Below are 19,573 nucleotides of genomic sequence, written 5' to 3'. Positions count from 1 at the left end.
GGTCAGTCTGACTGTTGCAGCAGGGCCTTCGCCAGGGGTGCGTGGGTAACGATCGCGTTCACCAGCCCGCTGCGTACGGCGGCCCGCACCGCGGCGACCTTCGCGAGCCCGTACGGGATCGCGATCACCTCGTCGATCTTGCCCATCTGCTCGGCGTTGATCGCGATCACCCGCTCGGTGACCCGGCTCTGCACCGGTACGCCGTCCGCGTCCACGAAAACACCCGAGATGTCCGCCACGACCCCGCGGCGCAGCAACTGTTCACAGGCCTTCTCGTCCATCGCGTCGTACAGCGTCGACTGGCCGGCCGACCACGACCCGAGCCCGACGACCGCCTTCGTCACCGAGTCGAAGTGGCTGATCGCCTCCGCGACCTCCGGCTGCTGCCGCAACGCGCGCGCCGTGGCGGCATCCGGCACGACGAGCGGCGCATAGAACAGGTACGCCGGACCGCCCGACAGGCGCGCGGTGTGACGGACGAGCTCGACCGAGTTCGCCTCGACGTCCGGGCGGGTCAGCGCGCCTGTCAACTGGACGACCGGCACCGGGGCGAGTGAGGTCAGCTGCTCGGTCATCGCGGTCACCGCACGCGCCCACGCGAGCCCGAGCACGTCCTCGGGCGTGACGATCTCCGACAGCAGATCCGCCGCGGCCTTGCCGAGCTGCGTGCGCAACGCGGGCTCGTCGACCTCGGGGGTGTCCACCACGATCGCCCGGCGCAGACCGAAGGCCTCCTGCAGGCGGGCGGACAGGTCGAGATCGATGGCGCCGGGGTGGCTGATCTCGATCCGCACCAGCCCGCTGCTGCGCGCCTGGTCGAGCAATCGCGCGACTTTGAACCGGCTGAGCCGGAACTCGTCCGCGATCTCCACCTTCGACCGGCCGTCGACGTAGTACCGCCGCGCGATCGACGCCGTCAGCACCAGCTGTGCCGGCCCGAAGGATTCCATCAACGCCTCCCCGCTCATATGAGCATCAACGGACCCAAGTGTTGCACAGAGTCTTGACAGGTCAAGCCCCTTCCCGGTCTACTCGTGCTGTGAGCAGAGGCGTGCTCAAATGAGCGGACCAGCAAGGGAGAAACCGTGCTGAGTAGGCGCAAACGCATCGGAGCGGTCGGCGTCGCGTTCCTGGTGAGCGTGACCACCGGCTGTGCGGGCTGGGGAGGCGGAGCAGGCGGCGGTGGTGAGGACAGCATCAACGTGCTGATGGTGAACAACCCGCAGATGGTCGATCTGCAGAAACTCACCGCCGACAACTTCACCAAGCAGACCGGCATCAAGGTGAACTTCACCGTGCTGCCGGAGAACGACGTCCGGGACAAGATCAGCCAGGAGTTCTCCAGCCAGGCCGGTCAGTACGACGTGGCGTCGGTGAGCAACTTCGAGATCCCGATCTATGCCAAGAGCAAGTGGATCGCGCCGCTGTCGGACTACATCGACAAGGATTCGTCGTTCGACCAGGACGACGTACTGAAGCCGATGACAGAGTCGATGAGCGCGGACGACGGCAAGATCTACGGCGAACCGTTCTACGGCGAGTCGTCGTTCCTCATGTACCGCAAGGACATCCTGGCGGCCAAGGGCGTGACGATGCCGGCGAAGCCGACCTGGCAGGAGGTCGCGGACATCGCGGCCAAGGTCGACAACGCGCAGCCGGGGATGCGCGGTATCTGTCTGCGCGGCCAGCCCGGCTGGGGTCAGCTGTTCGCGCCGCTCACGACGGTGGTGAACACCTTCGGCGGCACCTGGTTCACGCAGGACTGGCAGGCGCAGGTCAACTCGCCGGAGTTCACCGAGGCGACCAAGTTCTACGTCGACCTGGTCCGCGCGCACGGTGAGGCGGGCGCGCCGCAGGCGGGCTTCACCGAGTGCCTGAACAACACCATCCAGGGCAACGTCGCGATGTGGTACGACGCCACGTCGGCGGCCGGTTCGCTCGAGGCGCCGAACTCGCCGGTCAAGGGCAAGATGGGCTACGCGCCCGCACCGGTCGTGAAGACCGACAGCTCCGGCTGGCTGTACGCGTGGGCGTGGGGCATCCAGGAAGCCTCGAAGAAGAAGGACAACGCCTGGAAGTTCATCTCCTGGGCGTCCGGCAAGGACTACGAGAAGCTCGTCGGCGAGAAGGTTGGCTGGTCCAACGTTCCGGCCGGCAAACGCGCGTCGACGTACGAGATCCCGGAGTACGTCAAGGAGGCGTCGGCGTTCGCGGAGCCGACCAAGAGCGCGATCGAGAACGCGGATCCGAAGGACCCGGGCACCCAGCCGCGGCCGGCGCCGGGCATCCAGTTCATCGACATCCCGGAGTTCCCGGACCTCGGGACCCAGGTCAGTCAGGACGTGAGTTCGGCGATCGCGGGACGGATGAGCGTCGACGAGGCACTCAAACGCGGGCAGGTGCTCGCCGACGACGTCGCTGAGCGGTACCGCTCGCGGCAAGCGAAGTAAGGGGCCGGGTCATGTCTGTCGAAGCGAAACCTGACACCAAGGCGTCCCGGCGGGCAACGCCGCCGCCGGGCTCCGAAGGCACGCTGATGCGCAGGACCGGCGACTGGGCCCGGCGGGGTCCGTTGCTGCCCGCGCTGGTGTTCATGATCATCGTGACCCAGCTGCCGTTCGTGGTCACGATCGTCGTGTCCTTCATGGACTGGAACGCGTACTACCCCGACGAGCGCGGCTTCGCCGGGATCGACAACTTCCGCCGGGTGCTCACCGACGCGAACACCCGGCACGCGATCTGGGTGACGGTCGTGCTGACCGCGGGCGTCGTCCTGCTCAGCCTGGTGTTCGGGCTGCTGATCGCGCTGCTGCTGGACCGCAAGTTCCGCGGCCGGGGCGCGGTCCGGACGATGATGATCACGCCGTTCCTGGTCGTCCCGGTGGCCGCTGCCCTGTTGTGGAAGCACGCGCTCTACAACCCGACGTACGGTCTGTTCAACGGCGTGCTGAAGTGGTTGTTCGGCGACAACGCGCCGCAGCCGGACTGGATCAGCAACCAGCCGTTGTGGTCGATCATCTTCGCGCTGGTCTGGCAGTGGACGCCGTTCATGATGCTGATCCTGCTGGCCGGTCTGCAGAGCCGTCCGCTGGACGTCATCGAGGCGGCCGGGATCGACGGCGCGAACCAGTGGGAGATCTTCCGCTACATGACGCTGCCGCACCTGCGCCAGTACTTGGAGCTGTCCGCGCTGCTCGGGTCGATCTACGTCGTACAGAACTTCGACGCGGTCTTCACGATCACGTCCGGCGGTCTCGGTACGGCGAACCTCCCGTACACGATCTACCAGACCTTCTACACCGCGCACGACTACGGCCGGGCTTCCGCGGCCGGTGTGATCGTGGTGATCGGCACGATCGCCATCGCCACCCTCGCGCTGCGCTCGGTGTCCACGCTGTTCCGAGAGGAGACCGGACGATGAGCGGTCAGGTCACGATCGTTACCGGGAAGAAGAGTCGTGGTGGTGGGTTCTTCCTGGGCGGGCTGGCGTGGATCGTCGGGATCCTGTTCGTGCTGCCAGTGGTGTGGATGTTGCTGACCTCGTTCCACACCGAGGAGGACGCGGCGAAGAACCCGCCCGACCTGGGCGCGCCGCTGACCCTGGCCGGGTACAAGTCGTTCTTCGACACCGGGCCATGGCCGTCGATCGCGAACTCGCTGACCGCGAGCATCCTGTCCACGGTGCTCGTCATCCTGCTCGCGTTCCCGGCGGCGTACGCGCTGTCGATCCGGCCGGTGAAGAAGTGGACGGACGTGCTGTTCTTCTTCCTGTCCACGAAGATGCTGCCGGTGGTCGCCGGCCTGCTGCCGATCTACCTGTTCGCGCAGTCGGTCGGGTTCCTGGACAACATCTGGCTGCTGATCATCCTGTACACCTCGATGAACCTGCCGATCGCGGTCTGGATGCTGCGCAGCTTCCTGTCCGAGGTGCCGGTGGAGATCCTCGAGGCGGCCTCGGTCGACGGGGCGAACCTGATCCGTACGCTGCGCTCCGTGGTGGCGCCGATCGTCACGCCGGGGATTGCCTCGGCCGCGCTGATCTGCTTCATCTTCAGCTGGAACGAGCTGCTGTTCGCCCGGGTGCTGACCGGCACGGTGGCGCAGACGGCTCCGGTGTTCTTGACTGGGTTCGTGACCAGTCAAGGATTGTTCCTCGCCAAAGTCTGTGCCGCGTCCATCGTGGTGTCGTTGCCGGTGCTGATCGCCGGGTTCGCGGCCCAGGACAAGCTCGTCCAGGGTCTGTCGCTGGGGGCGGTCAAGTGAGGCTGGCAGCTGCCGCACTCGATGCTCTGCGCAATGACGTCGACGTGCCTTGCTACGACCGTACGGCGGTGACGCCGGGGATCGTGCACTTCGGCGTCGGCGGGTTCCACCGGGCGCACCAGGCGATGTACCTGGACCGGCTGATGAACGACGGGAAGGCCCTGGACTGGGGGATCGTCGGCGTCGGCGTGCTGCCGCACGATCGGCGGATGGCCGACGTACTGGCCGCCCAGGACTCGCTGTACACGCTCGTGATCAAACATCCGGACGGGACGCTCGAGCCGCGGGTGATCGGGTCGATCGTCGGCTACCTGTTCGCGCCGGACGACCCGTCCGCGGTCCTGGACCGGATGGTCGATCCGGCGACCCGGATCGTCTCGCTGACGATCACCGAGGGCGGGTACCACGTGAACCAGGTGACGGGCGAGCTCGACGCCTCGGATCCGGCGCTGGCCGCGGACCTCGCGCCGGGCGCGACACCTGGGAGCGCGTTCGGGTTCATCGTCGAGGCGCTGCGCCGGCGGCGCGAGGCCGGCGTACCGCCGTTCACCGTGATGTCGTGCGACAACATCCCGGGCAACGGGCACGTGGCGCGGAAGATGCTGGCGTCGTTCGCGCGCCTGAAGGATCTGGAGCTGGCCGAGTTCCTGGAGAACGAGGTGCGGTTCCCGAACTGCATGGTCGACCGGATCACGCCGGTCACCGCGGACGCCGACCGGGAGGCGCTGGCCGAGCGGTTCGGGGTCGAGGACGGCTGGCCGGTGGTGTGCGAGCCGTTCACGCAGTGGGTGCTCGAGGACGACTTCGGCGGCGAGCGGCCGCCGTACGAGGAGGTCGGCGTCCAGATCGTCGAGGACGTCGAGCCGTACGAGTTCATGAAGCTGCGACTGCTGAACGCCTCGCATCAGGCGTTGTGCTACCTCGGGTACCTGGACGGGTACCGGTACGCGCACGAGGTCTGCCAGGACAAGTTGTACGTCGACTTCCTGCTCGGCTACATGGACCACGAAGGTACGCCGACGTTGCCGCCGGTGCCCGGGGTCGACCTGGACCGCTACAAGCACCAACTGATCGAGCGGTTCGCGAATCCCGAAGTACGCGACACGCTGGCGCGGCTGTGCGCGGAGAGCTCGGACCGGATCCCGAAGTGGTTGCTGCCGGTGGTGCGCGAGCAGCTCGCGGCCGGGCGGGAGATCAAGCGGTCGGTGCTCGTGGTCGCGTCCTGGGCGCGGTACGCCGAGGGCGTCGACGAGCAGGGGCAGCCGATCGAGGTCGTGGACCGGCTGCGCGACAAGCTCGTCGAGCGGGCGCAGCACAACCGCGAGGACCCGCTGGTGTTCATCTCGGATCCGGACCTGTTCGGGGACCTGGCGTCGGACGAGCACTTCGTCACGCCGTACAAGGCCGCTCTGAAGTCGCTCCACGAGATCGGCGCCCGCGCCACCCTCGAAGCGCTCTAGTGTTGGGGTCATGACTGAGCTGAGGCTGGTCGCCGGAGTGGACTGCTCCACCCAGGCGACCAAGGTGGTCGTATGCGACGCGGAGACCGGAGCGGTACTGCGGGAGGGCCGGGCACCGCACCCGGACGGGACGCAGGTCGACCCGCAGGCGTGGTGGCAGGCGTGGGAGACCGCCTCCGCCGGTCTGCTCGACGGCGTCGAGGCGGTCGCGATCGGCGGTCAGCAGCACGGGATGGTGCTGCTGGACGACTCCGGTGAGGTCGTCCACCCGGCCGTCCTCTGGAACGACACCAGTTCCGCCGACGCCACCACCGACCTGATCGCGGAGTTGGGCGGACCGGAAGCCTGGGCCGAAGCGGTCGGCTCTGTCCCCGTACCGTCCTTCACCGTCACGAAGCTCCGCTGGGTACGCGACAAAGAGGCGGCACAGCGGGCGGCTGCCGTCGTACTGCCGCACGACTGGATGACGCACCGGCTGGCCGCCGATCGGCACGGGATCGAGGGGATCACCACCGATCGCGGGGACGCGTCCGGGACCGGGTGGTGGTCGCCGACGACGAACAGCTACCGGCCCGACCTCGTCGAGCTCGCCTTCGGTCGTCAACTCGCGCTGCCGCGCGTCGCGGGACCGACCGAGATCGTCGGCCAGACTTCCTTCGGCGCGGCGATCGCGGCCGGCACCGGTGACAACGCCGCGGCGGCGCTCGGCCTCGACCTCCAGCCGGGCGACGTCGCCGTCTCCCTCGGCACCAGCGGTACGGCGTTCGCACGGTCCACGCACCCGACCGCCGACCCGACCGGCCTGGTGGCCGGCTTCGCGGACGCCACCGGCGAGTATCTGCCGCTCGTCTGCACGCTGAACGCGGCCCGCGTGATGTCCGCGACCGCGCAGATGCTCGGCCTGGAACTGTCCGCCTTCGACGAGGCCGCGATCACCTCACCGGGCAGCGACGGCCTGGTCCTGCTGCCGTTCCTGGACGGCGAACGTACGCCGGACCTCCCGCACTCGACCGGCCTGATCTACGGCCTCACCCGCGCGACCATGCAGCCTGCGACGATGGCCCGCGCCGCGGTCGAGGGCCTGCTCTGCGGCCTCGCCGACGCTGTCGACGCGCTCCGCGACCAGGGCCTGCCGGTCCACCGCGTCCTGCTCCTCGGCGGTGGCGCCCGCTCCCGCGCCGTACAGGCCCTCGCCCCGGCCCTCCTCGGCGCCGAGGTCGTCCTCCCCGAGCCGGCCGAGTACGTCGCCCTGGGCGCCGCCCGCCAAGCCGCCTGGGCTCTCTCCGGCGCGGCCACCCCGCCGACCTGGCAGATCCCCGTCGGCAAACCCGAGCCCGCCCTCACCGTCGACGCCACCACCATCCGCGCCAACTACGCGCAGGTCCTCACCAACACCCGCCCTCTCCTGTCCACGCCGTACAACCGCTAGGAGCCGGTCGGACCGAGGAGACGTCGTACGACAGTGGAAGAGGTTCAGGAGCCGGCGAAGCGGCGCTGGAGGTTCGAGCCTGTTAGTGCGGTCTTGCTGTTCATTGCGCTCGTGGTCGCGGTCGCGGGCTGGGTCGACGTCAAGGACAGCTACTTGCTGAAGCAGCGTGGCGAGGTAGCCACCGCGACCGTGCTGGACAAGACGACCGATGAGCACGGAACCACGCGCATCGCGGTCCGGTTCGTGACGAGGGACGGCGCGACGGTGCGGGCCAGGACCGAGAACTACAAGCACGCCCAGAAGGGTGAGCCGATCGAGGTCGTCTACGATCCACTGCACCCCCAGCGGATGCAGGCCGCCGACTGGAGCCTCGACTACTGGAAGAGTGCCGTGGTGTTCGGCGCCGGCGTCCTCGGTCTACTCATCGCCGCCGCCTTCAAATTCCGGCGCCGCCGATCCAGCTGAGCCTGCTCGCCGACCCTGACAACAGGTAGCGTCATGCCTCGATGTCGACCCAGCCGTACCAGCCCTACCAGCCCGAGCGTGCGCGCCGACCGGACCGGAAGCTCCACGCGGCCTTGGCGTTGGTCGGGGCCGTGGTGTTCTTCGTGCTCGGCTTCGTCGAGTCGCACAAGGTCTACGTGCTCGAGCATCGCGGCGAGGTCGTCGAAGCGACTCTTGATGACGTAAAGACCGGGAAGCGGGCGCGGATCACGGTCAGTTTCGTGGCTCTGGTTCTCGCGGTGTGGCGCGGCGGCCCGTCGAATCAGGTGCCGCCAGAGGTCTCGTCCCGCCCTTGGTGAATGTGTACTTCAGGTGCTGGCGTCGAGGAGCGCGTCGGCGACGTTGCTGCGGGCATACAAGACCGTGCGGCCGGACCGGTGTCGAGTGACCAGGCCGGCGGCGCGTAGTGCGGTCAGGTGCTGGGAGACGCCGCCCGGCGTGAGGCGGGTGCGGGTGGCCAGTTCCGTGGTCGACCGGGGTGTGTCGAGCTGCTCGAGAAGGCCGGCACGTGAGCTTCCGAGTACGGCGGCGAGGCCTGACGGTGTGGGGCGTGCCGAGTCGTCCCAGAGGGTGGCGATGCCGCGGGCGGGGTACGTGAGGGTCGGTTGCCAGGGTGGGATCGTGCTCGAGTAGACCGTCGGCCAGACGAAGGCTGACGGGGTGAGCAGGAGTCCTTCGCCGGTGAGGTTCCGCTCGCCGTGGAAGCGACGGTGCCGGATGGAGAGGGTGCCGTCACGCCACCGCACACCGTCGGCGAGATCCTCGAAGAGGCCCGCTGGTCCGGCCTGTCCGAGCCGTCGCCCGCGGTAGAGCAGATCGCCGTCGAGCAGGGTGCGGATCCGCCCCCAGTACGGTGCGATCGCGAGCTCCCAGTACGTCGTGACCTGATCCACCAGCCGCGCGATGCCCTCGGCCGGGTCGGCGTACAACTCGGCGACTCGTCGGGACGGCAGTTCTCCCGGCTTCGGTCGGCGGAGCCGGCGCGGCACCTGTGCCTCGGCGAGCGAGCCGAAGGGACGCCGGCGCGCGTACGCGAGGACGTCGAGATCGGCGCGGACCTGCTCGGGCGACACCCGCCGGAGTGCGCCGAGATCGCTCTCGAGATCGGGGAGCGGGCTGTTCGGCGGCGGCGTGAGGAAGTCGGCCAGGTACCAGACAGCCGGGTCGACCAGGTCGAACAGCAGGTCGAGTTCGGACCCGGCAAGCCGCTCCCTGGTTGCTCGCGCCCACCTGCTGTGGAACGGGTGCGGCCTGGGCGACTTGAGCAGTCGGATGCTCGCCACGACCTCCCAGAGCGGGGACATCGCGAGCCGTGTCCGGGCCAGGTCCGCGACAGTGAAGGTGAGCGTCAGCATTTAGTTCAGTCTAAATCAGTTCAGGCGCGCCGTACGCCGGCCGGACCCTTGGCCGCATGAACAACACACGACTGAAGATCGGCGAGCTGGACGTGCACCGGTTGGGCTTCGGGGCGATGCGGCTGACCGGGTACCGCCCGGCGGCCGACCGTACCGAGGCGATCCAGGTTGCCCGCCGCGTCGTCGAGCTCGGCGTCGACTTCATCGACACCGCCGACGCGTACGGCATCGGCGCCAACGAGGAGCTGCTCGCCCAGGCCCTGCATCCTTACGACAACGTGCTGATCGCCACCAAGGTCGGCCACACCCGCCCGTCACCCGCTGAATGGACGCCGTGCGGGCGGCCGGAGTACCTACGGCAGGCCGCGGAGCAGTGCCTGCGGCGGCTACAGGTCGAGCGCATCGATCTCCTGCAGCTGCATCGGGTCGATCCCGCCGTACCGTTCGCCGACCAGCTCGGTGCTCTGGCGCGGCTGGTTGCCGAGGGCAAGGTCAGGCATGTAGGGCTGTCCGAGGTGTCCGTGCAGCAGTTGCGCGAGGCCAGGCAGTACGTCGACGTGGTCAGCGTGCAGAACCGGTACAACCTCACCGATCGCCGGCACGAGGACGTCCTCGACTACTGCACGGCGGAGGGGATCGCGTTCATCCCGTGGGTCCCGATCGCGCACGGTGAGCACGCCGGTTCGCAGCTCCTCGGGATGATCGCCGCCGAGCTCGGAGCGACAGCCGCGCAACTGTCGCTGGCCTGGCTCCTGCAGCGGTCGCCCGTGGTGGTGCCGATCCCGGGGACCAGCTCGATCGGGCATCTCGAGGAGAACGTCGCGGCCGCCGGGCTCGAACTGACTTCGGACCACCTCGCCCGCCTGGCTGCGTTGAGTCCGGTCGGCTGAACCGCCCTCTACAGTGGGTAGATGGTGTACTTCGGTGGGTTGCTCGGGCTGATCGGGCTACTGACGTTGCTGTTCCGGGACGGTGACGTTGTCGGGCTACCTGCCGTTGCCGTCGGGATCGGGTTGCTCTTGATCGGCGCCGGAGTCGGAGCGCTGGGTGTGGTGCGCCGGCGGGGGGCCCGGCGGCGGAAGATCGCCAACGGCGAGCCGGTACCGGTCGGGAACGTGATCGAGCGCGCGAAGGCGCTGCCGCGGCTGCTCCGGGACGTCCGCCAGGGCACGTACGCCGACCTGCCGAAGAGCCGGACGTTCCTCTGGCTGCTGGCGATGGTCTACCTGGTCTCGCCGATCGACATCCTCCCGGACCTGCTGCCGGTCATCGGTGTCACCGACGACGCGGGAGTCGCGGTCTGGCTGCTCACGAGCGTGTCGACCGCGGCCGGTCTTTATCTGCGGAAGGAACGCGAGCAGCTCCCGCGCCGGCCGCCGAGCGGCCGACGCGCTACGGACGGCGGCTGACCCAGTCGGCCACGTCCTCGGCCGCTTCCTCGGGATGTTCGTAGGCGAACAACTGGAGAGGATCTCCAGGCACCTCGCGTGAGCCGAGACGGTTGGCGGCGGCAACCAGTTGCTGGGCCGCCGCGAGCACCCGGGCCGCTTGCGCCGCGGCCTCCGCGGGATCGTCCAGCTCGACCGCCGCGGCCGCCAGCTCCGCGACCTCGCAGGCCTGGTAGGCCATCGCAAGCTGTGCGGGCTTCATCCGAACGCCCGCACGAAGAACAGCCCGGTCATCAGGACGGCCGTGGTGAGGACCAGCCCGCGGAGCATCGTCGGCGGCAGTCGCCGGACGAGATGCGCCCCGGCGTACCCGCCGATCACCGCACCCGCGAGCAAGGCGACCAGGTGCAACGGCTGTGAGAGTACGTCGGCCGCGAACACGAAGATCACCGCCGCGGTCAGGTAGACGGCCGCGACCTGGATGACCCGCAGCGGGTTCCCGCGCGCCGGGTCGAGGGTGGTCGTCGCGGTCCAGAACGCGAGCATCATCAACCCGACCGCGCCACCGAAGTACCCGCCGTAGATCGCCAGCAGGAACTGCCCCGCCAGGATCACCGCCGGCCCCGGCCGGCCGAGCCGCAGCGCCGCGGTCAGCCGTCGGCCGAACACCAGGACGACCGTCGCGAACGCCAGCAGCCACGGCACCGCCGCGTCGAAGGATGCTGACGGCAACAACAGCAGCAGCCCCGCGCCGATCGCCCCGCCGAGCACGCTGGCCAGCGTCACCGAGCCGATCGACGGCTCCGCCAGGCCCTCGATCTCGCGGCGGTAGACCCAGGCACTGGTCGCGTTCCCGGGGAGCAGGGCGACGGTCGTGGTCGCGTTCGCGGTGACCGGCGGCATCCCGGCGGCGACCAGGGCGGCGAGGGCCACGAAGCTCCCGCCACCGCCGACGGCGTTCAGCGCGCCGGCCGCGACACCGGCCAGGAGGATCAGCAGCACCCTTCGAGGATCCGGGTTCGGCGCGCACTCCACAATGCGCGATCCCCGTAGCCAGCCTTAGCCTGAGACGTAGGCTGGTTCCATGCGGTACGACCTCGACGATCTCCGGCTCTTCACCCACGTCGCTGCAGAAGGCTCGATCACCGGCGGCGCGCGCCTGATGCACCTCAGTCTGCCTTCGGCGAGTGCGCGGGTCAGAGCGCTCGAAGCGCAGGCCGGCGTACCCCTGCTGGTGCGCGAGCGCCGTGGTGTCCGGCTGACCCCGGCCGGCGCGACCCTGGCCCGGCACGCCCGCGAGGTGCTCGCCGAGACCACCCGGTTGGACAGCGCGGTCGCGTCGTACGCCGTGTCGCGATCAGCACCGATCCGCCTGGTTGCCGGCGGGTCCGCGATGCACCAACTCGTCCCGGCCGCCCTCGCCACGTTCCTCCGCGACCATCCGGAGTACGACGTGAACGTGAGCGAGCGCCGGACGATCCGCAGCGTCCGCCTGCTCGCGGCCGGTGAGGCGGATCTCGGCGTGATCCTCGACGACGAGCCGACCCAGTTGCGGACCGAACCGCTGGCCGACGACTCACTGGTCGTGATCGGCCAGGCCGGCGGCACCCTCTCCGGCCGACCCTCGATCGCGTACGCCGAGGTTGCCGAGCATCCGCTCGTCGGCCTCGTCCCGAACTCGCCCCTCAGCCAGTGGATGGACGATCGCCTCGGACCGCACGCGCCGGCGCCGCGCTACCGCACCGTCGTACCCACCCTGCACGCCCTGATCACCCTCGCCACCGCAGGCGCGGGTCTCGCGATCGTGCCCCGTCGAGCCGTCGACGCCAGCACCGCCGTCGAGATCTGCCCGCTCCAGGACTCCTGGTCCACTCGCCAGCACCTGCTCTGCTACGCCGCGAACGCCCCCGAGCCCGCCCACCTCCTCGCGACCCACCTGCACGCGGTCGCCACTGGCTAGCCCGAGAGGCTCTGCTCGATGCCGTCCAGGAGATAGCCCAGTCCCTGATCGAACCGCTCGGTGGCGCTGCGGTGCTCGGCGTCGTGCATTGCCTCGGACATCAGCGGATAGTCGCCGGTGGCGAACATCGCGAGCAGGTGTGGCGCCATCGCGTGCTGCCATTCGCGCTCGTCGAGACCGGAGGTGCGTTCGGCGCGTCGCTCGCCGACCTCGGTCCGAAGCGCCCCGCGAAGATACGTGCTGAGCACCTCGACCGTGCTCATGATCGTGTCGATCTCCTGCAGTCCGGCCGCCCGGAGCGCAGTGAGCGTCGCCTCGGCGTGCGTGACGGCCGCCGGGCCGAAGCGCGGCCGGCCGTCGAGCAGGTCGGCGAGCCACTCGTGCCGCAAGCCGGCCGCCCGGATCCCGTGCGCGTACGACCGGGCCACCTCGCGCCAGCCGGATCCGGTCGGTGGCGGAATCTCGGCGTACACCGCGTCCACCATCAGGTCGAGCAGTTCGTCCTTGGTGCCGATGTAGCGGTACAGCCGCATCGGGCCGGCATCGAGCTCCGCCGCGACCTTGCGGAGCGACACGGCCTCGAGGCCCTCGGCGTCGGCCAGCGTCACGGCGGCGCGGACGATCCGCTCCCGGCTCAACGGGCTGGGAGCCCGCCGCTCGGGCGGCTCGGGCCGCTCCCAGATCGACGGAGTGTCTGCCACCTGTCGCACGATACATTGCCTCGTTCGATACGGTGTATATTGCCGATACAGTGTATCGAAAGGAGTTGGTCATGATCGCGATCATCGGCGGCGGTCCAGGCGGGCTGACGCTCGCGCGGGTGCTGCAGGTCCACGGCATTGATGCCGTCGTCTACGAGCGGGATGCCTCCCGCCGGGCCCGGACCCAGGGCGGCATGCTCGACCTGCACGCCGACACCGGTCAGCTCGCCCTGCGTGCGGCCGGGCTCGAGAGCGAGTTCCTCGCCGCGGCGCGGCGCGAGGGGCAGGACCATCGGATGCTGGATCACACCGGCAAGCTGCTGTTCCAGCAGGACACCCCGGACGATGCGCCGATGGCCCGTCCGGAGATCGACCGTGCCGACCTGCGCGACCTGCTCGTCGACTCACTCCCGGCCGGGACGATCAGCTGGGGTCGCGCCTTCAGTCACGCCGAGCCACGGTCCGCCGGCGGGTACGTCGTACATTTCGCCGACGGCAGTCCGGTGGAGGCCGACCTGCTCGTCGGTGCCGACGGCGCGAACTCCCGGGTACGCCGGCTGCTGACCGACGCCGAGCCCGAGTACGCCGGGACCATCGCGCTGCACAGCTCCATTCACGACGCGGATCGCACCCAACCCGAGCTCGCCGAGATGGTTGGCCGCGGCAACTTCTGGGTCTTCGGCCCCGACCTGCGGCTGTCCGCCCAGCGCCACGGCGACGGCAGCATCGGAGTCAGCCTGTCGCAGCAGGGCCCGGAGGACCTGGTCGACGAGCGCACGGACGCTGCCCGGCTGGTCGACGGCTGGGACCCCCGGTTCGGGCGGCTGGTGCGTGCCTGCGACGAGCCGTTCGTGGTGCGCAAGATCGCCGTACTGCCGATCGGCCTGACCTGGCCGCGCCGGTCCGGGATCACCCTGCTCGGCGATGCCGCGCATCTGATGCCGCCGGTGGGTGAAGGAGCGAACGCGGCCATGCTGGACGCAGCCGAGCTCGCCCTCGCGATCGCAGCTCATCCGGACGATCTGGACGCCGCAGTGGCGGCCTACGAGCCGGTGATGCTGGCCCGCAGCACCGAGGCCGCGAAGCTCTCCGCGATGGCGTTGGAGATGATCTCCGGACCGGACGCCGCGCAGAAGGTACTGCGGTTCTTCCAGCCCGACCCCGTCGACTAGCGTTTCGGGTATGAACCCGGACGAGGCGATTCCCCTGCAGGCGTTCGGTGCGTTGCTGCACAGTCAGAACATCGGCATGGTGTGCCGGGCGTTGAACATGTACCAGGTGGCTGCGGCGTACACGCAGGTGAGTGGCGGAAACCCGCTCGAACCGATGGCCGACGAGGTACGGCAGGTCGCGGTGGGGATCTTGACCCGGCCGCCCGTCGAGGCGGCCGCGGACGTCCCGGCCGGCTTCGACCACGTCAGCGCACTGAACGTGCTGACCGTCCTGGCCGAGCCGGACGACCTCGACCTGCTCACCGGAGTGCTCGAGCGGGCGGTGGACGACCAGACCCGCGCCGTTGCTTCGCTGGCAGCAGACACCGCGCGCCGGAAGGCGACCGGGGCGTAGAGATAGCGTTGCACCCATGCGCGCGTTGACAGTTGAAGAGGCCCGGCAGCGGGTGGCGGATCTGACCCTGCGGTCGTACGAGGTCGCGTTCGACCTGACCGGTGACGGGGACACGTTCGTCACGACCAGCCGGATCCGGTTCGGGGCCACCAGCAGTACGAGCTGGGTGGACGTGAAACCCGAGCGACTGATCAGCGTCGCACTGAACGGCCAGGCTCTCGACGCCAGCGCGCTCGACGGCGGCCGCTTCCCGCTGACCGGCCTGCAGGGCGAGAACGACCTCGTTGTGACCGCGGAGCTGAAGTACGCCGCCGACGGCGAAGGCCTGCAGCGATCCGTCGACGCCGCGGACGGTCGCGTCTACACGTACGGCATGTCGTCCCTGGAGTCCGCGCCGCGGTACTTCCCGTGCTTCGATCAGCCTGACCTCAAGGCGCCGTACACGATCACAGTGAAGTGTCCCGAGGACTGGGTCGTCCTTGGCAACGGTGCGGCCACCCGGACCGCGCCGGGGGAGTGGACGCTCGCCGAGACCAAGCCGCTGTCGACGTACTTCGTCACGCTCGTCGCCGGCCCGTACCACCAGCTCCGCAGCGAGTACGACGGGATTCCGCTGGGACTCGCCTGCCGGCAGTCGCTGAAGGAGCACCTGGAGCGCGACGCCGAGGACCTGTTCCGGACCACCCGGGACGCGTTCGACGCGTACCACCGGATGTTCCGCCAGCGGTACCCGTTCGGCGAGTACTGGCAGGTCTTCACGCCGGACTTCAACCTCGGCGCGATGGAGAACCCGGGCTGCGTCACGGTCTCCGACGATCTCGTGTTCCGCGGACCGGTGACCGACGCCGAACGCAGTACCCGCTCGCGGATCCTGGTGCACGAGATGGCGCACATGTGGTTCGGTGACCTGGTCACGATGAAGTGGTGGAACGACATGTGGCTGAACGAGTCGTTCGCCGAATACATGGCGCACCGCGTGGCCGAGGACGCGACCAGCTACCGCGGCAACTGGGTCGACTTCGCGTTCGTCCGCAAGTGGTGGGGGCTGCAGACCGATCAGAGCAGCTCGACGCACCCGGTTGCGCCGGACAGCCTGAAGGACGCGCGGCAGTCGCTCGACGACTTCGACGGGATCTCGTACGCGAAGGGCGCGGCGGTCCTCAAGCAGCTGGCGAAGTACCTCGGTGACGACGTCTTCCTGAAGGGCGTCAACGCGCACCTGGAGGCGCACGAGTACGGGAACGCGGACCTGCACGAGTTCATCGCCAAGCTCACCGAGGCGGGTGCACGGGACCTCGACACTTGGTCGGACCAATGGTTGCGGACGTCGGGAGTGGACACGATCACTGCCGAACGGACCGGTGCCGGGGTCGTGCTGCACCGGAGCAGCCCGGACGAGTCCCGCCGCCTGCACAAGCTGAGCGTCGGCGCGTACGACGCCGACGGATCGGTCGCGGTGGCGGACGTGGTGCTTGCCGACGACTCGGCAGAAGTTGTGCTGGGCAACGATGCCGGCGTGGTGGTGCCGGATGCGGGCGACGACACCTGGGCGAAGATCCGGCTGGACCCGACGAGTCTCGCCAACCTGCCGACGGTGCTGCCCGCGATCAAGGACGGCACCACGCGCGCGGTGATCTGGAACTCGATCCGGGACGCGGTCGCGGACGCCGAACTGGACCCGCGGCAGGCACTGGAACTCTTCACGGCGGCGCTCCCGCACGAGGACAGTGACGTCGCTGTCGGCTCACTGGTCCGCTGGCTCGAGGAGCGCGTCCTCGGCGGCTACCTGGAGTACGACGAGGCGCGCGGACAGGTCGCCGACGCGCTGGGCAACAAGCTGGCCATCACCGCGCCGGGCAGCAGCCTCCAACTGGTCACTGCTCGCGGCCTGATCTCGACCACGAACGACGTCGCGTTGCTGCAGTCGTGGCTCGACGGTTCTGCGGCACCCGACGGTCTCGAGATCGACGCGGACCTGCGGTGGGCGCTGGTGCTGCGGCTCGTCCGGCTCGGGGAGTTCGGCGCGACCGAGATCGACGCCGAGCTGGACCGGGACAAGTCGACCGAGGGCGTGGTCCAGGCATCCCGGTGCCGGGCCGCGCTGCCGGACGGCAAGGAAGCGGCGTGGACCCGGATCATGACGGACCCGTCGATCGGCGTACAGGAACTGCTGGCCGCGGCCGACGGCTTCTGGCACCCGGGGCAGGCGGCGATCACCGCGCCGTACGTCCAGCGGTTCTTCACCGACATCCCGCCGACCGCTGACATCCGGGCCGGCATGGTGGTCGGCCTGACCACGGCGCGGATCGCACCGCGGTACGCCGTCGACGCGGACCTCGTCGCCCCGGCCGAGGCGCTGGTCGCGGATGAGTCCGTGAACTCGGGGATCCGGCGGAAGACGGCCAACTTCCTCGACGACCTGCGCCGCGCGCTCGCGATCCGTAGCACCTTCGGCTGAGGACCGCCACGCAGGCACAACCCCCGATTTCGCCCCGATTCGGCCGGAATTCGGGGGTTCTGCCTGCGCGGAGATTCAGCGCACGGTCAGCCGCTCCGCGACGGCCTTGCGGGCCTGGTGAATGCGGGCCTTGACGGTGCCGAGCGGGACGTCCAGTTCGTCGGCGATCTCGGCGTACGTCATCGCGCCGAGGTCGCGCAGGACGAGCGGCTGGACGAGCTGCGGGTGGCTGGACTCGAGTGCTTCGAGGGCCTCGAGGAGGTCGAGGCGCGAGCCGGCGATGACCGAGGTGGTGCGCGGGTCGACGGACTCCGGCAGCACCTCGGCGGACTGCTCGACCGCGCGGCGCTTCAGCGTCCGGTAGGTCTGCCGGGCCTGGTTGGTGGCCACGATCGTCACCCAGCCCGCGAAGCTGCCGGTGCCCTTGAAGGTGTGCACCTTGTTCGCCACCTGCAGCAGGGTGTCCTGGACCGCCTCCTCGGCGTCCTCCCGGTACGGCAGGAACTTGGCCACCCGACGCTGCACCTGCGGCCGGATAGCCTGAAGAAGTTGTGGAAGCACTGTCTTGTCCCCCGACGCCGCCCGGGCCCCGAGTTCTTCCAACTCCTCGGTCATGAGGTCCCGCGCCCGAGGCGTGGCATTAATACCGTCATGCTCCCCCTTTTGAGCTTGGTTGTGGTCGACAATAGCCGGGATGGATGTCATCGGGCGGTACCGGTTACGGGACAAGATCGGCGCGGGCGCGTTCGCGACTGTATGGCGGGGGTACGACGACGACCTGGACGTCGACGTGGCCGTCAAGGTTCTCGCGGACAACTGGGCGTCGCGCGCCGACGTACGCGAGCGCTTCCTGTCGGAGGCGCGGTTGATGCGGCGGATCTCCAGCGACCGCGTGGTCCGGGTGTTCGACCTGGGCAAGCTCCCGGACGGGCGGCCGTACTTCGTAATGGACTACGTCGGCGGCGGCACGCTGGGCGACGTACTGCGGCAAGGGCCGCTCGACCCGGTGGACGCGCTCTGGTGGGGCGCGGACCTGGCGCGTGCGGTGGCCGCCCTGCACAGCGAGGGCGTCGTGCACCGCGACGTCACCCCGGCGAACCTGCTGCTGCGACAGGGCGACGAGGTCGGCGGCGGAACCCACCGGATCGTGCTCGCCGACCTCGGCCTGGCGAAGCGTGCCGCGGAGGCGTCCGGGCTCACGCAGGCCGTCGGTACGCCGTCGTACATGGCGCCCGAGCAGGGTCGCGGCGACGGAGGGTTCGACGAGCGGGCGGACATCTACGCGGTCGGCGCGGTGACGTATGCGCTCGTCACCGGGCATCCGCCGTACTCCGCGGGCTCGATCGGCGACGTACTGAATCGGGATCCGGACCTTGCGCCGCCGAGCCTGCGCTCGGTGCTGCACGACTCGGTCGGGCAGCTCGACGACGTCTTCGCGCGGGCGTTGGCGTACCGCGTCACCGATCGCTGGGAGCGCGCGGACACGCTGGCCGAACGCCTGGAGGCGGAGGCGTACCGGCTGGAGCAGGAGGCCCCGCTGCGGGCGGCCGAGCGCACCGCGATCACCGACGACGACCTGGACACGACCGTCGCGACCGATCCGCCGGTACGGCGACGACGCCGACGGCGCGCGTGGTTCCTGCTGGCCCTGCCCGTGGTGTTCGTAGCTGCAGGTGCCGGCGGATGGTTCCTCTTTGGTCGATGACTGCATAGAGTAGTCATATGGCTACTTACCGCAGTCTTGTGGTGATTTTCGCCTTGCTCTTCCCGACCACCGCACAAGCTCAACCGATCGCGAGCTACGCGTGCCGCGCGGACACCAAGTTCGGTCGGCACACGGTGTCGCTGCGCCAGGGCGTCGACGCGCAGGCTCCGGCCGTTGTCCGCACCAACACCCGCTTCACGATCGCCGTCCACCTGCAACCCGGAACGCTGCCGGGCGAGGTCAAGGGCTTCAAGCTCAAGGAGGTCCGCGACCTCACACTCCGGGTGCCGATCCCGGCCAACTCCTCCTACGTCAGCGCCGGACTCACCGGCGGCTCGGGCCTGAACTCCACCCCGACCGTGCAGCTCGAAGGAAACGTCGTAGTCATCAAGGTCGCCGGCCCGATCCCCGGCGGCGCGAACTTCCAACTACCGACCCTCAGCGTCCGCCTCAAGTCCGGCCGCCCCGGCACCACCATCGAGACCAAACTCAAAGGCACCAGCTACGACGACCCCGGCCTCACCTTCCAGGCCAAGATCAAGTGGAAGTTCATCACCACCACAGCCCCCGTCTCGTGCTACCCCAACCCCAACCCCGCCCTCACCCAAACCACCGTCCGCTGACCCAGCCGTCCAGCCGGCGCGGGATGAGACAGGAACTGAGGGGCGGAGAGGCCCTCCTGTTTGTGGAGGGTTTCTGGCGCTATCACAGGAATACCGTCCCACCGGCCGGCCCCGACCGAGCACGACGAGAGCCCCGCACACGAGGGGATATCCCTCGGCGT

The 19,573-nt window shown here is 69.3% G+C and carries 21 protein-coding genes; 15 read left to right on the top strand and 6 right to left on the bottom strand.

Annotation, left to right across the window (positions count from 1 at the left end; genetic code table 11):
• Positions 1–2: 2 nt before the first annotated feature.
• The gene (locus tag E0H45_RS32120; protein WP_202872632.1) at positions 3–950 is read right to left on the bottom strand and encodes a sugar-binding transcriptional regulator; all 948 of its coding nucleotides are present in this window, start codon (positions 948–950) and stop codon (positions 3–5) included.
• A 135-nt stretch (positions 951–1,085) separates the two neighbouring features.
• On the opposite strand from E0H45_RS32120, the gene E0H45_RS32115 reads away from it, so the two are divergent.
• The 7 genes from E0H45_RS32115 to E0H45_RS32085 all read left to right on the top strand — a co-directional run bounded on the left by E0H45_RS32115 (position 1,086) and on the right by E0H45_RS32085 (position 7,955).
• On the top strand, positions 1,086–2,450 hold the full coding sequence (locus tag E0H45_RS32115) for an ABC transporter substrate-binding protein (protein WP_131344414.1): 1,365 nt from the start codon (positions 1,086–1,088) through the stop codon (positions 2,448–2,450).
• Between the two features lie 11 nt (positions 2,451–2,461).
• Positions 2,462–3,421 carry a carbohydrate ABC transporter permease gene (locus tag E0H45_RS32110; protein ID WP_131344412.1) on the top strand — a complete coding sequence of 320 codons (960 nt, stop codon included), beginning with the start codon at positions 2,462–2,464 and terminating at the stop codon, positions 3,419–3,421.
• Positions 3,418–4,263 carry a carbohydrate ABC transporter permease gene (locus E0H45_RS32105; RefSeq protein ID WP_131344411.1) on the top strand — a complete coding sequence of 282 codons (846 nt, stop codon included), beginning with the start codon at positions 3,418–3,420 and terminating at the stop codon, positions 4,261–4,263. Before E0H45_RS32110 ends, E0H45_RS32105 begins: the two co-directional genes overlap by 4 nt.
• Positions 4,260–5,723 carry a mannitol dehydrogenase family protein gene (locus E0H45_RS32100; RefSeq protein WP_131344409.1) on the top strand — a complete coding sequence of 488 codons (1,464 nt, stop codon included), beginning with the start codon at positions 4,260–4,262 and terminating at the stop codon, positions 5,721–5,723. The genes E0H45_RS32105 and E0H45_RS32100 overlap by 4 nt, the downstream gene beginning before the upstream one ends.
• A gap of 10 nt (positions 5,724–5,733) precedes the next feature.
• Positions 5,734–7,152, top strand: a complete 1,419-nt coding sequence (gene xylB / locus E0H45_RS32095; protein ID WP_202872631.1) for a xylulokinase — start codon at positions 5,734–5,736, stop codon at positions 7,150–7,152.
• Positions 7,153–7,245: 93 nt separating this feature from the next.
• Positions 7,246–7,617: a DUF3592 domain-containing protein gene (locus E0H45_RS32090; protein WP_165546671.1), complete on the top strand. Its 372-nt coding sequence runs from the start codon at positions 7,246–7,248 to the stop codon at positions 7,615–7,617.
• 41 nt (positions 7,618–7,658) lie between these two features.
• On the top strand, positions 7,659–7,955 hold the full coding sequence (locus E0H45_RS32085) for a hypothetical protein (RefSeq protein WP_131344405.1): 297 nt from the start codon (positions 7,659–7,661) through the stop codon (positions 7,953–7,955).
• Between the two features lie 9 nt (positions 7,956–7,964).
• Here E0H45_RS32085 and E0H45_RS32080 read toward each other — a convergent pair whose 3' ends face one another.
• Complete coding sequence (locus E0H45_RS32080) at positions 7,965–9,011, bottom strand: ArsR/SmtB family transcription factor (RefSeq protein ID WP_131344403.1); 1,047 nt, start codon at positions 9,009–9,011, stop codon at positions 7,965–7,967.
• A 56-nt stretch (positions 9,012–9,067) separates the two neighbouring features.
• On the opposite strand from E0H45_RS32080, the gene E0H45_RS32075 reads away from it, so the two are divergent.
• The gene (locus E0H45_RS32075; protein ID WP_131344401.1) at positions 9,068–9,901 is read left to right on the top strand and encodes an aldo/keto reductase; all 834 of its coding nucleotides are present in this window, start codon (positions 9,068–9,070) and stop codon (positions 9,899–9,901) included.
• Positions 9,902–9,922: 21 nt separating this feature from the next.
• Positions 9,923–10,420, top strand: coding sequence for a YkvA family protein (locus E0H45_RS32070; protein WP_131344399.1), 498 nt, complete (start codon positions 9,923–9,925; stop codon positions 10,418–10,420).
• Here the strand turns inward: E0H45_RS32070 and E0H45_RS32065 are convergent.
• Entirely contained in the window at positions 10,404–10,661 is a 258-nt protein-coding gene (locus E0H45_RS32065) for a hypothetical protein (RefSeq protein WP_131344397.1), read from the bottom strand. The two genes, E0H45_RS32070 and E0H45_RS32065, sit on opposite strands and share 17 nt — an antisense overlap.
• Positions 10,658–11,401 carry a sulfite exporter TauE/SafE family protein gene (locus tag E0H45_RS32060; RefSeq protein WP_131344395.1) on the bottom strand — a complete coding sequence of 248 codons (744 nt, stop codon included), beginning with the start codon at positions 11,399–11,401 and terminating at the stop codon, positions 10,658–10,660. The genes E0H45_RS32065 and E0H45_RS32060 overlap by 4 nt, the downstream gene beginning before the upstream one ends.
• 82 nt (positions 11,402–11,483) lie before the next feature.
• Between E0H45_RS32060 and E0H45_RS32055 the strand changes: the two genes are divergently transcribed.
• Entirely contained in the window at positions 11,484–12,359 is an 876-nt protein-coding gene (locus E0H45_RS32055; protein WP_131344393.1) for a LysR family transcriptional regulator, read from the top strand.
• Here E0H45_RS32055 and E0H45_RS43450 read toward each other — a convergent pair.
• Positions 12,356–13,060, bottom strand: a complete 705-nt coding sequence (locus E0H45_RS43450; protein WP_238155454.1) for a TetR/AcrR family transcriptional regulator — start codon at positions 13,058–13,060, stop codon at positions 12,356–12,358. The two genes, E0H45_RS32055 and E0H45_RS43450, sit on opposite strands and share 4 nt — an antisense overlap.
• A gap of 71 nt (positions 13,061–13,131) precedes the next feature.
• On the opposite strand from E0H45_RS43450, the gene E0H45_RS32045 reads away from it, so the two are divergent.
• Genes E0H45_RS32045 through pepN form a run of 3 tightly spaced genes read left to right on the top strand, consistent with a single transcriptional unit; the run spans position 13,132 to position 17,084 of the window.
• Positions 13,132–14,232, top strand: a complete 1,101-nt coding sequence (locus tag E0H45_RS32045) for an FAD-dependent oxidoreductase (protein ID WP_131344391.1) — start codon at positions 13,132–13,134, stop codon at positions 14,230–14,232.
• Positions 14,233–14,242: 10 nt separating this feature from the next.
• Positions 14,243–14,626, top strand: a complete 384-nt coding sequence (locus E0H45_RS32040) for a hypothetical protein (protein WP_131344389.1) — start codon at positions 14,243–14,245, stop codon at positions 14,624–14,626.
• Positions 14,627–14,642: 16 nt separating this feature from the next.
• Positions 14,643–17,084, top strand: coding sequence for an aminopeptidase N (gene pepN, locus E0H45_RS32035; RefSeq protein ID WP_131344387.1), 2,442 nt, complete (start codon positions 14,643–14,645; stop codon positions 17,082–17,084).
• A 75-nt stretch (positions 17,085–17,159) separates the two neighbouring features.
• Here pepN and E0H45_RS32030 read toward each other — a convergent pair whose 3' ends face one another.
• Entirely contained in the window at positions 17,160–17,699 is a 540-nt protein-coding gene (locus E0H45_RS32030) for an RNA polymerase sigma factor (RefSeq protein ID WP_131344385.1), read from the bottom strand.
• Positions 17,700–17,778: 79 nt separating this feature from the next.
• Here E0H45_RS32030 and E0H45_RS32025 point away from each other — a divergent pair, with 79 nt between their 5' ends.
• Both E0H45_RS32025 and E0H45_RS32020 read left to right on the top strand, forming a co-directional pair.
• A complete protein-coding gene (locus tag E0H45_RS32025) occupies positions 17,779–18,789 on the top strand; it encodes a serine/threonine-protein kinase (RefSeq protein ID WP_131344383.1) in 1,011 nt (336 codons plus the stop codon).
• Between the two features lie 17 nt (positions 18,790–18,806).
• A complete protein-coding gene (locus E0H45_RS32020; protein WP_131344381.1) occupies positions 18,807–19,412 on the top strand; it encodes a hypothetical protein in 606 nt (201 codons plus the stop codon).
• The last annotated feature ends 161 nt before the right edge of the window (positions 19,413–19,573 follow it).

Origin of the sequence: Kribbella soli (genome assembly GCF_004331345.1) — a bacterium.
GTDB lineage: Bacteria > Actinomycetota > Actinomycetes > Propionibacteriales > Kribbellaceae > Kribbella > Kribbella soli.
Note: the sequence above shows the minus strand (reverse complement) of the source record. Positions and strands in the feature narration are given on the sequence as shown.